The sequence below is a fragment of the Citricoccus sp. NPDC079358 genome (assembly GCF_040702545.1).
Taxonomy (GTDB): Bacteria; Actinomycetota; Actinomycetes; order Actinomycetales; family Micrococcaceae; genus Citricoccus.
In genome coordinates this window covers 1-13,039 of the sequence record NZ_JBFBLI010000010.1, presented here as the reverse complement: position 1 = coordinate 13,039, position 13,039 = coordinate 1, and the positions used below count along the sequence as shown (strand labels likewise).

Annotated in this window: 13 protein-coding genes; all 13 read right to left on the bottom strand. The window is 70.4% G+C overall.

Features of this window, described 5'->3' with window-relative positions; genetic code table 11:
- Nucleotides 1-83: 83 nt before the first annotated feature.
- Nucleotides 84-872 (bottom strand): class I SAM-dependent methyltransferase, encoded by a 789-nt coding sequence (locus AB0333_RS12445; RefSeq protein ID WP_366218981.1) that lies wholly within the window; start codon nt 870-872, stop codon nt 84-86.
- Nucleotides 873-890: 18 nt separating this feature from the next.
- Nucleotides 891-1,856 (bottom strand): bifunctional riboflavin kinase/FAD synthetase, encoded by a 966-nt coding sequence (locus AB0333_RS12440; protein ID WP_366218980.1) that lies wholly within the window; start codon nt 1,854-1,856, stop codon nt 891-893.
- A 42-nt stretch (nt 1,857-1,898) separates the two neighbouring features.
- Nucleotides 1,899-2,270, bottom strand: coding sequence for a hypothetical protein (locus AB0333_RS12435; protein ID WP_366219086.1), 372 nt, complete (start codon nt 2,268-2,270; stop codon nt 1,899-1,901).
- 61 nt (nt 2,271-2,331) lie between these two features.
- On the bottom strand, nt 2,332-2,694 hold the full coding sequence (locus tag AB0333_RS12430) for a hypothetical protein (RefSeq protein WP_366219084.1): 363 nt from the start codon (nt 2,692-2,694) through the stop codon (nt 2,332-2,334).
- 5 nt (nt 2,695-2,699) lie between these two features.
- Entirely contained in the window at nt 2,700-3,674 is a 975-nt protein-coding gene (gene truB, locus AB0333_RS12425; RefSeq protein WP_366219083.1) for a tRNA pseudouridine(55) synthase TruB, read from the bottom strand.
- A gap of 32 nt (nt 3,675-3,706) precedes the next feature.
- A complete protein-coding gene (gene rbfA / locus AB0333_RS12420) occupies nt 3,707-4,156 on the bottom strand; it encodes a 30S ribosome-binding factor RbfA (RefSeq protein WP_366218979.1) in 450 nt (149 codons plus the stop codon).
- Nucleotides 4,157-4,200: 44 nt separating this feature from the next.
- The gene (gene infB / locus AB0333_RS12415; RefSeq protein WP_366218978.1) at nt 4,201-7,116 is read right to left on the bottom strand and encodes a translation initiation factor IF-2; all 2,916 of its coding nucleotides are present in this window, start codon (nt 7,114-7,116) and stop codon (nt 4,201-4,203) included.
- Nucleotides 7,117-7,247: 131 nt separating this feature from the next.
- On the bottom strand, nt 7,248-7,559 hold the full coding sequence (locus AB0333_RS12410; RefSeq protein WP_366218977.1) for a YlxR family protein: 312 nt from the start codon (nt 7,557-7,559) through the stop codon (nt 7,248-7,250).
- Between the two features lie 94 nt (nt 7,560-7,653).
- Entirely contained in the window at nt 7,654-8,619 is a 966-nt protein-coding gene (nusA, locus tag AB0333_RS12405; protein ID WP_366218976.1) for a transcription termination factor NusA, read from the bottom strand.
- Nucleotides 8,620-9,267 (bottom strand): ribosome assembly cofactor RimP, encoded by a 648-nt coding sequence (locus AB0333_RS12400; RefSeq protein WP_366218975.1) that lies wholly within the window; start codon nt 9,265-9,267, stop codon nt 8,620-8,622.
- An 8-nt stretch (nt 9,268-9,275) separates the two neighbouring features.
- Nucleotides 9,276-10,067 (bottom strand): TSUP family transporter, encoded by a 792-nt coding sequence (locus AB0333_RS12395; protein WP_366218974.1) that lies wholly within the window; start codon nt 10,065-10,067, stop codon nt 9,276-9,278.
- A gap of 26 nt (nt 10,068-10,093) precedes the next feature.
- Nucleotides 10,094-11,872, bottom strand: a complete 1,779-nt coding sequence (locus tag AB0333_RS12390) for a proline--tRNA ligase (protein WP_366218973.1) — start codon at nt 11,870-11,872, stop codon at nt 10,094-10,096.
- Nucleotides 11,873-11,934: 62 nt separating this feature from the next.
- Nucleotides 11,935-12,792, bottom strand: a complete 858-nt coding sequence (locus tag AB0333_RS12385; RefSeq protein WP_366218972.1) for a hypothetical protein — start codon at nt 12,790-12,792, stop codon at nt 11,935-11,937.
- Nucleotides 12,793-13,039: the final 247 nt, after the last annotated feature.

The window sequence follows — 13,039 nt, the reverse complement described above, 5'->3', positions numbered from 1 at the left end:
TTGTGCCGCGATCATGATTGGTGGATCCCGCCACCGCGGACTACAGCGGGCACCAGCATTCCAGTCTAGCAGTCCCGTTGCCGTCAGCCGCGTCGCGTGCGCAGCGCGAACGTGAGGTAGGGCAGCACGATGTCCTCCTCCGGACCGAACCCCAGGTGTTCGTGCAGGTACCACTCGAGATTGGCGGTCATCCTCGCGTGGATGTGCTCGCCCGAGCGGAGCCAATACGAACGGGATGCCATCAGCGCGTGGAGGCCGGCCGGCGTCGTGCGGTCCGTCCAGCGCACCTCGTGGTGCTCCTCCGCGCCGAAGGGCGCGCGCGTGCGCCGCTGGGGCCGGCCGGAGCCGGACACATGGACGTCCCCCGCATGCATGATCCGGGTGAGCCGGTGCACCCAGGGCACGGAGGTGTCGAGCTGGTTCCACACCAGGGCCAGCGTCCCGCCGGGGCGCAGCAGCCGCGCAGCCTCCGCCGAGCCGGCGTCCGGGTCGATCCAGTGCCACGCCTGCGCGCTCGTGACCAGGTCGAAGCCACCGGACTCCAGTCCGGTGTGCTCAGCGGCGGCCTGCACGACGGCGGCGGAGGGCACCGCGCGCCGCAGCGGTTCCAGCATGGAGGCGGAGGGATCCACAGCGGTGACCGCGAGCCCCCGGTCCGCCAGCAGCCGGGTGAAGAGTCCGGTGCCGGCGCCCAGGTCCACCGCGGTGCGGGCGCCGGCCGGCACCATGAAGTCGACGCTCGGCGCCGGGTACGAGGGCCGCACCGCGTGATAGTGCTCTCCCCCGGTGGCGAAGGCGGCCCCGAGGCTCTGGCGGGAGGAGCTGTCGAGGCGGGGGTCCCCAGCCGGGCGGTTCGGGACGGGACGTGTCACCGGAATGTCACCAGACGGTCACGGACGGGGGTCCGCCGGAACCGCGGCGAGGACCTCGCGCGTGCGGTCGACGTCCTGGGTCATCTGCTCGACCAGCTTGGGGATGCCCTCGAACGCGACCATGCCGCGCAGCCGGTCGACGAACTCGACCGTGACGAATTGGCCGTACAGGTCGAAGTCCTCGACCTGTTCTTGCGGCCGGTCGATGACATGGGCCTCCACCACCCGGGACACTCCCTCGAAGGTCGGGTTCGAGCCGATGGAGATGGCCACGGGCCACCGCCGGCGGGCCTCGTCGACGAGCCAGCCGGCGTAGACGCCGTCGGCGGGGATCATGCCCTGGACCTCGTCGGAGAGGTTGGCGGTGGGGAAGCCGAGCTCGCGGCCCCGGGCGAAGCCGTGGACGACCTCGCCGCGCACGCGGTGGTGGCGGCCCAGCACTCCGGCCGCCTCACGGACATTGCCCTCCCGCAGTGATTCGCGGATCCAGGTGGAGGAGCAACGGCGGTCCTCGCCGAAGTCGGCCACGTCGATGACGTCGAAGCCGTAGCTGCGGCCGAGTTCCACCATGGTGGCGAAGTCACCGGAGTTCCGGTAGCCGAAGCGGACATCCCGGCCCACCACCACCGCCGTGGCGTTCACGGCGTCCACGATCACGTTGCGGACGAACTCCTCCGGACTCTGCTGGGCGAACTCGAGGGTGTAGTGGATGACCAGCATCGCGTCGATCCCGGCCTGCTCGATCAGCCGGGCCTTCTCCTCGTAGCCGGTGATGGCCTCCTGGAGGTCATTGGGCCGGTGCACCACACGGGGATGCGGGTCGAAGGTGATGGCCACGGAGGTCGCCCCGGAACCACGCGCGGCGGCGACGACCTGGTCGAGGACCTGGAGGTGGCCGCGGTGCACGCCGTCGAAGTTCCCGATCGTGACCACGGAGGGTGCGGGATTCTCCGGTACGGCGGCTAGGCCGTCCCAATAGTGCATGCAGTCCCTCCGCTCCGGCTCATCACTCGATTATCCACCCCCTCAGGGGCGGCTTTCCACTCCGACGCGGGGGCGGTGAGCCAGCAGCCAGGCCAGGCCCAGGATCGGCAGGATCAGGGGGATGTACCCGTACCCGGCGCCGAAGCGGCTCCACACCGTGTCATCGGCGAACAGCTGCGGGTCCAGGAGCGTCCAGAGCCCGACCCCGACCACGCCCACCAGCTCGATGCCCACCGCCACGACCGAGACGTACCAGGCCGTCCGGCCGGAACGAGCCAGGGACAGGGTGGCCACGATGTAGACGGCGGCGGCGAATGCGGAGAGCAGGTAGGCCAGCGGCGCCTGCTCGAAGTGCGTGGCGATCTGGAAGATCGAACGCGCGAAGGAGGACAGGGCGAACACGGCGTAGACCATCACCAGGATGCGGCCAAGCCCCTGGTTCCGCCGGGGCTTGTTTCTCTCGTGGGTCTCCGCCTCAGCCAAACCAAATCACCTGCAGTCTGTACAACATCACGAAAATCGTCGGCCCCACGGCGGCCATCACCAGATTGGACCAGCGCGTCTTATCCGTGACGGCCCACACCACGGCGACCAGGGAGACCACGAGGGCCGTCAGGACATAGCCCCAGAACTCCCAGAGCTCCCCCTGGAGGGGCTCGCCTCCGGCCTGGCGGACGATCGCGCCCACGCCGTAGACGATCAGGAAGAGCTCCACCGCGGCCACCGAGAGGATGGAGAGGTCATCCGGGAAGGTCCGGAGGAAGGTCATCACCACGCAGATCAGCAGCGAGGCGGCACACAGCGCGGTGCCGACCCAGAACCAGCCGTCGGTCGCCACCTCGGTCACGTCCGCTCACCGTCCTGGGCGGGTGCCGAGGCTGGTGAGGGGGCCGGCGATGGAGCTGGCGCGAAGACGATCTCCGGCTTGGCCGAGAGTGATTCCGGGCGGCCCTGGCGCTCCTGATCGGAGATCAGGGCGACGACGGTGCCGTCCGGTGCCTGTGCGGCCACCATCCCCTCGGTGCCGGTGGCCTCGATGCGCCGCCCGAAGGACAGCTCGGAGGCCTCCTCACCGGTCAGCCGGCGCACAGGGAACAGCCCGGCTGCGGCGTCGGAGAGCTCGGTGGAGGTGAAGCTGACTGCCAGCTCCTCGAGGGTCACCGCCTCGGCCACGGAGAACGGCCCGACGGCGGTGCGCCGCAAGGCGGTCAGGTGGCCTCCGGTCTCGAGGGCCTCCCCCACGTCCCGGGCCAGAGCACGGATGTAGGTCCCCGAGGTGCAGTCCACCGCGACGTCCAGGTCCACGGTGGTGCCGTCCTCGGCGCGCCGGTACCCGGTGACCTCGAAGCGGCGGACCGTGACGGGGCGGGCCTCGAGGCGCACGTCCTCCCCGGCCCGCACGCGATGGTAGGCGCGCTGCCCGTCCACCTTGATGGCGGACACGGCCGAGGGGACCTGCTGGATCTCACCCGTGAGGCCGGCCACGGCGGCGTCCACCCGTTCCGGGGTGACCGCGTTCGCGAGCCGGGTCTGGAGCACCTCGCCCTCGGCGTCGTCCGTGACGGTGGAGACCCCGAGACGGATGGTCGCCAGGTACGTCTTGTCCGTCCCCGTGATCGCCGTCAGCAGGCGGGTGGCCTTGTTGAAGCCCACCACCAGCAGGCCGGTGGCCATCGGATCCAGCGTTCCGGCATGACCGACCTTGCGGGTGCCGGCCAGCCGGCGGACCTTCCCGACCACGTCATGGGAGGTCCAGCCGGCTGGCTTGTCCACGAGCACCAGGCCGGAGGACTGGGTACCGGGAGCGCCCTCGGGCAGCTCCCGGTCCCGGGACTGCCTGGAAGACCTGGTCAACGTGCCGTGTCCTCGCTCCCGCCGTCCTCGCCGTCCTTCTTGTACGGGTCGGACTCACCGGCGAAGGAGGCGTTCTCCCGCAACCGGGCCAGCTCGGCGTCGCGCTCCTTGGCCTCGGCGAGCACCTCCTCGAGGTGCGCCGCGACCTCCGGGACCTCGTCGGCCACGAACTCGAGGGTGGGCACCAGCCGAATGGTGAGCTGGCGCCCGACCTCGTGCCGGATGGCGCCGTGGTGGGCCGCGAGGACCTCCCGGGCGCCCTCGGCCGCCGTGGCATCACCGAGCACCGTGTAGTACACGGTGGCGTGCTGCAGGTCGTTGGTCACCCGCACCTCGGTGAGGGTGATGGCCTCGGCCCGGTCGTCCTTGACCCGCTTGCGCAAGGCCTCGGCGACCAGGACCTTGATCCGTTGGGCCAACCGGGCCGCACGTGCCTGATCCACCATGGGACCGTCCTTTCTCCTTGGGGGGGATGGGCCGGCGCGTCAACTCAGACGCGCGGCTTCTCCTGCATCTCGAAGGTCTCGATGATGTCCCCGTCCTTGATGTCGTTGAAGCCGCCCAGGCCGATACCGCACTCGTAGCCCTCGCGGACCTCGGTGGCGTCGTCCTTGAACCGGCGCAGCGACTCGATCTTGAGCTTGTCCGCCACCACGTTGCCGTCCCGCACGAGGCGGGCGGAGGCGTTGCGGCGGATGAGCCCGGACCGGACCAACGTGCCGGCGATGTTGCCCCACTTGGAGGACCGGAAGACCTCGCGGACCTCCGCGGTACCCAGCTGGACCTCTTCGTACTCCGGCTTGAGCATGCCCTTGAGCGCGCTCTCGATGTCGTCGAGCGCGTCGTAGATCACCGAGTAGAAGCGCATGTCCACGCCCTCCTTGTCGGCCAGATCGGTGACGCGTTCGGCCGGGCGGACGTTGAAGCCGATGATGATGGCGTTGTCCACGGTGGCCAGGTTGACGTCGTTCTGCGTGATGGCACCCACCCCACGGTGGATGACGCGCAGCTGCACCTCGGCACCGACCTCGATCTCGAGCAGGGAGTCCTCGAGGGCCTCCACGGCGCCCGAGGCGTCGCCCTTGATGATGAGGTTGAGGGTGTCGATCTTGCCTTCCGCCACGGCCTGGTCGAAGTTCTCCAGGGAGATCCGCTTGCGGCGCTTGGCCAGCATGGCGTTGCGATCGGCAGCCTCGCGCTTCTCAGCGATCTGGCGGGCGGTGCGGTCATCCTCGGTCACCAGGAAGGTGTCACCGGCGCGCGGCACGGAGGACAGGCCCAGCACCTGGACCGGACGCGACGGCGGCGCCTCGGTCACGGTGGTGCCGTCGTCGTCGAACATGGCACGGACGCGGCCGTGGCCGTGGCCCACCACCATCGTGTCACCGACGCGGAGCGTGCCGGACTGCACGAGCACCGTGACGACAGCGCCGCGGCCCTTGTCCAGGTTCGCCTCGATGGCCACACCGCGGGCCCCCTTGTTCGGGTTGGCGGTGAGCTCCAGCGCGGCGTCCGCGGTGAGCAGGATGGCCGAGAGCAGTTCCTCGATGTTCAGGTTGTTCCGGGCGGAGACGTCCACGAACATCGTGTCGCCGCCGTACTCCTCGGGGACCAGGCCGTACTCGGCGAGCTGACCGCGGATCTTCTCCGGGGAGGCCTCGGGCTTGTCGATCTTGTTGACCGCGACCACGATCGGCACGCCGGCCGCCTTGGCGTGGTTCAACGCCTCGACGGTCTGCGGCATGACGCCGTCATCAGCGGCCACCACGAGCACCGCGATGTCCGTGACCTTGGCACCACGGGCACGCATGGCGGTGAACGCCTCGTGGCCCGGGGTGTCGATGAAGGTCAGGCTGCGTTCCGTCTCGCCGTGCTGGAAGTCCACCTGGTAGGCACCGATGTGCTGGGTGATGCCGCCGGCCTCGCCCTCGATGACCTTGGTGGAGCGGATGGCATCCAGCAGGCGGGTCTTGCCGTGGTCGACGTGGCCCATGACGGTCACGACGGCCGGACGCTTCTCGAGGTCGTCCTCGGTCTCCGCTTCTTCCTCGGCATCGAGGTCGATGTCGAAGGCCTCCAGGAGCTCCTTGTCCTCGTCCTCCGGGGAGACGATCTCGATCTGGTAGCCGAGTTCCTCCCCGAGCACGCGGAACGTCTCCTCGTCCAGGGACTGGTTGGCGTTCGCCATCTCGCCCAGGTGGAAGAGCACGGTCACCAGCGACGCCGGATCCGCGTTGATCTTCTCGGCGAAGTCACTCAGGGACGAGCCGCGGCGCAGGCGGAGCTGGGTGCTGCCGTCACCACGCGGGACGGAGACGCCGCCGACCGACGGTGCTGACTTCTGCTCCAGCTCCTGACGCTTCGCGCGCTTCGACTTGCGCTGCTTGCGACCACCGGGACCACCGCGGCCGAACGCACCCTGGGTGCCACCGCGTCCGCCACGGCCGCCGCGCGGGCCACCGCCACCACCGGCGGGACCGGTGCCACCGGGGCCGCCACCGGGACGGCCACGGCCGCCACCACCCGGACGGGCGGAGGCCGGCTGCGGCTTGTTGATGTGGCCGGGCATCATGTTCGGGCTGGGACGTGCGCCACCCGGCTTCGGGCCACCGGCGGCTGCGCCGGCACCGGCCGGACGGGGGCCACCGGGGCGAGGACCACCGGCGCGCTCACCGGCGTCCGGACGGCCCGATCGCATGCCCTGCTTGGGTGCGAAGGGGTTGTTGCCCGGACGCGGACCGCCGGGGCGGGGGCCACCGGGGCGCGGGCCACCGGAGCGTTCGCCGCCACGCTCGTCAGCGCGGGGCGCGGACTGCTTGGAGGTGAACGGGTTGTTGCCGGGCCGCGGGGCGGCCGGCTTGGTGCCGCCCGGCTTCGGGGCGCCCGGACGGGCCGGGGTGGCCGGCTTCGGCGCGGAGGGCGAGGCCGGAGCCGCCGGAGCGTCCGGAGTGGACGACGCGGCGGGGGCGGGAGCCTCCGCCGGTGCAGCCGGTGCAGCCGGTGCAGCCGGGGCTGCCGGCGCCGCGGGAGTCGCAGCCGGTGCCGGAGCCGGTGTGGCCGGCTTCTCGGCCGCGGGGGCGGCCGGTGCCGGAGCCGGTGCGCCGGGCTTCGCGGCGGACGGGGCGGCGGGCTTCTCCGCTGCCGGAGCCGGAGCCGGGGTGGCCGGCTTCTCCGCCGCGGGGGCGGCCGGGGCCGGGGTGGCTGCCGCTGGCTGGGCGGCGGCCGGCTTGGAGGGAGTCTTCGGTGCGGCGTCCGCATAGGCGGATCGCAGCTTCTTGACCACCGGGGGTTCGATGGTCGAGGAGGCGGAACGAACGAATTCGCCCATGTCCTGAAGCTTGTTCAGGGCCTCCTTGGATGAAATGCCGAGCTCTTTGGCGAGCTCGTGGACGCGGACCTTAGCCACGGTTCTCCTGTTCTGGTCCGCGTCGTGGCCTGGAGGGGAGCCTCAGCTCCCCCGGGCCGTGTCAAGCGGACCGTAATGACGGGTGGTGTTCATCGTTGGGCACTCATCGTGTGGTGCTCATCGGGTTTCCATCAGATCTCTGACCCGCTTTCGTTCTCGGTCTTCAACACCGGGGCATCTGGATGCCCGGCGAACAGTCCGGCCAGGGAGGTCGCATCCACACGGCCTCGGAAGGCCCGGTTGAATGCGCCCCTCTTCAGGGCGGCCTGCAGGCAAGCGTGATCCGGGTGGATCCAGGCCCCTCGGCCCGGCTTGCGCCGGCGCCAGTCGGGAACCACGAGTCCGGGACTCGTGATCTCCTCCAGCGCCAGACGCACCAGCTTGGTGTGGTCCTCTTTCCCCCGGCACCCGACGCAGGTGCGCACCGGGGTGTGTGCCTGCATGGAGGAGCCTGTTCCGTCAAGGAAATGGAAATGGACCTGGCCAGTCTACCTCAGTCGGTCCGGTGGGCCAGCAGGTGACGGCACCGGGCGGGGTTCAGGCCTCTTCGCCGGAGATGTCGATCCGCCAGCCGGTCAGCTTGGCGGCCAGACGGGCGTTCTGCCCCTCCTTGCCGATGGCCAGCGAGAGCACGTCCCGCGGAACGACCACGCGGGCCGACCGGGTGGCCTCGTCCACGATCTCCACGGAGCTGACCCGCGCCGGGGACAGGGCGGAGGAGATGAAGGCTGCCGGGCTCTCGCTGAAGTCGACGATGTCGATCTTCTCGTCGTTCAGTTCGCTCATCACGGCGCGGACGCGGGAGCCCATCTCGCCGATGCAGGCACCCTTGGCGTTGATGCCGGCCTTGGTGGCCTTGACCGCCATCTTGGTCCGGTGCCCGGCCTCGCGGGCGAGGGCGAGGATCTCCACGGAGCCGTCGGCGATCTCGGGGACCTCCAGTTCGAACAGCTTCCGGACCAGCCCGGGGTGCGAGCGCGAGAGGGTGATCGAGGGGCCCTTGAGTCCGCGGCTCACGGCCACCACGTAGGCGCGCAGGCGCTGACCGTGGGAGTAGTCTTCGCCGGGGACCTGCTCCGGCGGCGGCAGGACGGCCTCGACCGAGCCCAGGTTCACCTGGATCATGTGCGGGTTGGTGCCCTGCTGGATCAGTCCGGAGATGATCTCACCCTCGCGGCCCTTGAACTGGCCCAGGATGTTGTCGTCCTCGGCGTCCCGCAGGCGCTGGAGGATGATCTGCCGGGCCGTGGACGCCGCGATCCGCCCGAAGCCCTGCGGGGTGTCGTCGAACTCGCCGACGGCCTGGCCGTCCTCGTCGATCTCGGTGGCCCAGATGGTCACGTGGCCGGATTTGCGGTCGATCTCCGCGCGGGCCCGGGACAGGGCGCCGGGTGACTTGTGGTACGCAACCACCAAAGCCTGTTCGATGGTGGGCACGAGGCGGTCCAGTGGGATCTCACGCTCGGTCTCCAGCATCCGCAGGGCGCTCATGTCGATGTCCACTCAGGCCTCCGAATTCAGTTCTTCGTCGGCAGCACTTGCGCCGCCGCGGGTCAACTCTACCTGCACCGTGGCCGGTCCCAGGCGGCCGTAGTCGTGCCGGACCGGATCACCGATCTTCGCGGGCATCCCCTTCTTTGCCCCCGGCTTGACCGGCACCAGGACGACGCCGGCCTCATCGGCGGCCTGGATGCGACCGGTCAGCCGACCGGTCGGCGTCGGGGCGGACGACTCGGACGAGGCAGCAGGCGACGCGTCCGGCGACCGAGAGGAGCCGTCGTCGGGCCGGACCTCGACCGAGACCAGCCGACCGACGTTGCGGCGCCAGTGCCGCGGCTCCGTCAGGGGACGCTCGACGCCCGGGGAGGACACCTCGAGCTGGTACGGCTCGGTACCGAGCTCGGGCAGGTCGGTCCCCGCCGCATCGAGCGCGGTGGAGATGGCCCGGGCCGCCTCGGCGACCTCGTCCAGATCCAGCCCGGCGGTGCCGTCGGCGTGGTCCACGACGACCGTCAGGATCAGCTGACCCGGCTCGCCGTCGACCGTGGCCGCCTCGAAGTACAGGCCGGTGGACTCCACGGCGGGCGCGACCAGGGCGGCCAGGGGGGTGCGTTCAGGGCGTTCGGTGGCAGGTTCGGTGGCGTCGTGCATGGGTCCATTCAAGCCCAGTCGGCAACAAAGTCGTAACCGAGTTTGACGATCAGGAGGAACACCACCACGAGGAACACAATCCGGATGAAGCCCGAGCCGCGCTGGATGGCCATGCGGGCCCCGAGGTAGCCCCCGATCATGTTCGCCACCCCCAGGACGAGGCCCAGGCCGAGGAGGATGTGGCCGGAGGGCAGGAAGAAGGCGATGGCGCCGAGATTGGTGAACAGGTTCACGATCTTGGCCTGGGCCGAGCCCTGCAGGAAGGTGTAGCCGAGGATCGCCACCAGCGAGATCACCAGGAAGGTCCCGGTGCCCGGCCCCAGGACCCCGTCGTAGAAGCCGATGACGGCCCCGATGAGCAACGCCACGGCCAGGTGACGCCGGCCCTGGTACCGCAGTCCCGTGTCACGGCCCAGCTGGGGCCTGGCCGCCGTGAAGACGGCCACGCCGACCAGGGCCAGCAGGATCACGGGCTTGATGACCTCGGCCGGCAGCAGGGTGGCGACGATCGCCCCGCCGAAACTGCCTCCCAGGGCGACCACCGCCATGGGCAGGGCGGTGCTCAGGTCCGGGTGGATGCGCCGGTAGTAGGTGATGGCGCTGGTGGTCGTCCCGAAGACGGACCCCAGCTTGTTCGTGGCCAGCGCCTGGACCGGGGTGATGCCCGGGACCATGAGCAACACGGGCAATTGGAGCAGCCCTCCCCCGCCCACCACCGCGTCGATCCAGCCGGCGGCGAGACCGGCCACGAGGACCATCACGAGGGTGGCCGCGGTGATGTCCTCGAGGCCGGTCAGCACGGTCGTGTCTCCATGCTGCCGAGCGCCTAGGCGGGGCGGACGAGGCCGGTGATCACGGCGGCGGCGCCGGAGACCTCCACGTCCTGTGCCTCGCCCGTAGCCCGGTCCTTGACCTCGACCACGCCGTCGGCGAGACCGCGGCCGACGACCACGGAGGTCGGGATGCCGATGAGCTCGACGTCCGAGAACTTCACGCCGGCCGAGACCTTCTTGCGGTCGTCGTAGAGCACGGTCAGTCCCTGGGCCTCGAGGTCACCGACGAGCTGCTCGGCGGCGGCGAAGATCTCCTCACCCTTGCCGGTGGCCACCACGTGCACGTCCGCGGGGGCAATGGCGCGCGGCCACGCCAGACCCTTCTCATCGTGATGGGACTCGGCCAGGGCGGCGACGGCGCGGGTGACGCCGATGCCGTAGGAGCCCATGGTCACCACGACCTGTTTGCCGTTCTGGTCCAGGACCTTGAGGTCGAGGGCCTCGGCATACTTGCGGCCGAGCTGGAAGATGTGCCCCATCTCGATGCCGCGGCGCGTGTGCAGGGGGCCGGAGCCGTCCGGGGCCGGATCGCCGTCCCGTACCTCGGTGGCCTCGATGACGCCGTCCCACTGGAAGTCACGCCCGGCCACCAGCCCGAAGACATGCTGTTGCAGGGCGTTGGCGCCAGTGATCCAGGCGGTGCCGGTGACGATGCGCGGGTCCACGAAGAACGGCAGGCCGGATTCGTTGTTGGGACCGATGTAGCCCTTGACCAGGGACGGATGCCGGGCCAGGTCCGCCTCGGTGGCCTGCTCGACACCGGGCTCCCCGGCCACCTCGAGCAGCTCGCCGATGCCGGCCTCCAGGCGCTTGAGGTCCACGTCCCGGTCTCCGGGGACGGCCACGATGAACTGGCGGCGGTCGTTGCCGTCCAGCACCGCCGTGAGCACGACGCACTTGAGGGTGTCCGCGGCCTCCCAGGGCCGTCCCTCGCGGGGCATCAGCTGGTTGGAGACCTCCACCAGGGTGGCGATCGTCGTCGAGTCCGGGGTGTCCCTCGCCTGGGCCGGCGGCAGGTCGGCGAGTGCCGCCTCGTCCAACGGCGCGGGGACCACGGTGGTGACGGCCTCGACGTTGGCGCGGAAGCCGCCGTCGGACTCCACGAAGGTGTCCTCACCGATCGGTGAGGGGTGCAGGAACTCCTCGGAGCGTGAGCCGCCCATGGCCCCCGCCTGGGCCTGGACGGGGACGACGGCCAGGCCCAGGCGGTCGAAGATCCTCAGGTAGGCCCCGCGGTGGTCGGCGTAGGCCTGGTCCAGCCCGGCGTCGTCCACGGTGAAGGAGTAGGAGTCCTTCATGATGAACTCGCGCACGCGCAGCAGGCCGGCGCGCGGCCGGGCCTCATCCCGGAACTTGGTCTGGATCTGGTACAGGTACGCCGGCAGATCCTTGTAGGAGGAGTAGTGGTCCTTGACCAGGAGGGTGAACATCTCCTCATGCGTGGGGGCCAGCAGGAAGTCCGCTCCCTTGCGGTCCTTGACGCGGAACAGGGCGTCACCGTACTCCTCCCAACGGCCGGTGGCCTCATAGGGCTCCTTGGGCAGCAGTGCCGGGAACTGGACCTCCTGACCGCCGATCGCGTCCATCTCCTCGCGCACGATCTGCTCGACCCGGTTCTTCACGCGCAGCCCCAGCGGCAGCCAGGTGTAGGCCCCCGGGCCGGAACGCCGGATGTACCCGGCGCGGACCAGCAGCTTGTGGCTGGCCACCTCGGCGTCGGCCGGGTCGTCTCGCAGGGTGCGGAGGAACAGGGTGGACATGCGCAGGGGCACTTCGGGCTCCGATCGGTGGTGCTGGATGGCTGGGGTGCTGCCAGGATGAGGCCGGGGCTGGTTCAGCCGCCGAGCTCGGCGCGCAGGGCGTCGATGAGCTCCACGCCCTCGGCGGCCGTCTTCGGCTCACCGCCGGCCGCCGTCCCGGCGTAGCTGATCAGCCGCTCGCCGTCCTGGACGTACACGGTGGTGGAGGTGCTGTTGCCGGCTCCGGCGGGCAGCGAGGCTCCTTCGATGTCAACGGTGGTGCCGATGGTGATGGCCAGGGCGGCATCCCCCTCAGCCTCGATGTCCTCCACCGTCATGGTGGCCTCGGCGTTGAGGCCCTCGCCCATCTCCAGGGAGTAGCTCGGGCAGGCGGCGGCGAACTTCTCGAAGGCGGCCATGCCCTCGGTGGCCGCGGCGGCATCCGGGTACACGGATACGCTGAGCATGTCCGAGTTGGCCCCGCCGGTCTCGGTGGTCTCCACCACCACGCCGCCGGTCAGTTCCGTGCCCTCCGGCAGCTCACCGGTGGCGGCGTCCTGTCCCTCGGGCCCGCATTCGGCCGGCGTGACGGTGATGCCCTCGGTCAGGCCCTGGCTGGACTGCTGCAGTTCCTCGAGCTGGGCGCCGGTCACGATCTGGGTGCCCTCCCCGAGCACGGCCTTCAGGGCTGCCTCGACGTCGCCGGCGGCCGCTGCGTCCTCCGTGGACGACGCGTCCGGGGACGTGGTGGCGGAGGCGCCGCCCGTGGCGTCTTCGGTGGCTGACGGCGTGGCGGACACGCTGGCCTCGTTCGTGGCCTCGCTGCTGGCCGGAGCGCTGGACTCTGCCTCGTCCCCGGAGCCGCCGCAGGCGGCCAGGGAGAGGGTGAGCAGTCCGATGCCCACGGTCGCCGGCAGAGTGGTGGCACGGAATCGGGTGTGCTGGCGGTTCATGTCCTGTCCCCTCATAGCTGGTGGTGGCTCTGTCAACGCCGGGCCGCACGGGCTGGTCGGACGGACAGGAGCTAGGAAAAGCATAGGTCAAGCGCCCAGGCCCGGGGCACAGGATCGCGGGACCTACGCAGAGGAGCCCACAAGACCTACGGCTAGGTGCGTGGGTCAGTAATCGTGGGGTCGATCTTTAAAACGCCGGCGGATTGACCGGGCTGTCTCCTGGCGGGCTGGGAGAATCGGGTGATGG

What these genes read in the sequence shown, in the direction of transcription:
- AB0333_RS12435 (WP_366219086.1), bottom strand. Translation starts at nt 2,270, where the DNA reads ATGGTCTACGCCGTGTTCGCCCTGTCCTCCTTCGCGCGTTCGATCTTC.
- rbfA (WP_366218979.1), bottom strand. Translation starts at nt 4,156, where the DNA reads ATGGTGGATCAGGCACGTGCGGCCCGGTTGGCCCAACGGATCAAGGTC.
- AB0333_RS12410 (WP_366218977.1), bottom strand. Translation starts at nt 7,559, where the DNA reads ATGCAGGCACACACCCCGGTGCGCACCTGCGTCGGGTGCCGGGGGAAA.
- AB0333_RS12440 (WP_366218980.1), bottom strand. Translation starts at nt 1,856, where the DNA reads ATGCACTATTGGGACGGCCTAGCCGCCGTACCGGAGAATCCCGCACCC.
- AB0333_RS12385 (WP_366218972.1), bottom strand. Translation starts at nt 12,792, where the DNA reads ATGAACCGCCAGCACACCCGATTCCGTGCCACCACTCTGCCGGCGACC.
- AB0333_RS12400 (WP_366218975.1), bottom strand. Translation starts at nt 9,267, where the DNA reads ATGCACGACGCCACCGAACCTGCCACCGAACGCCCTGAACGCACCCCC.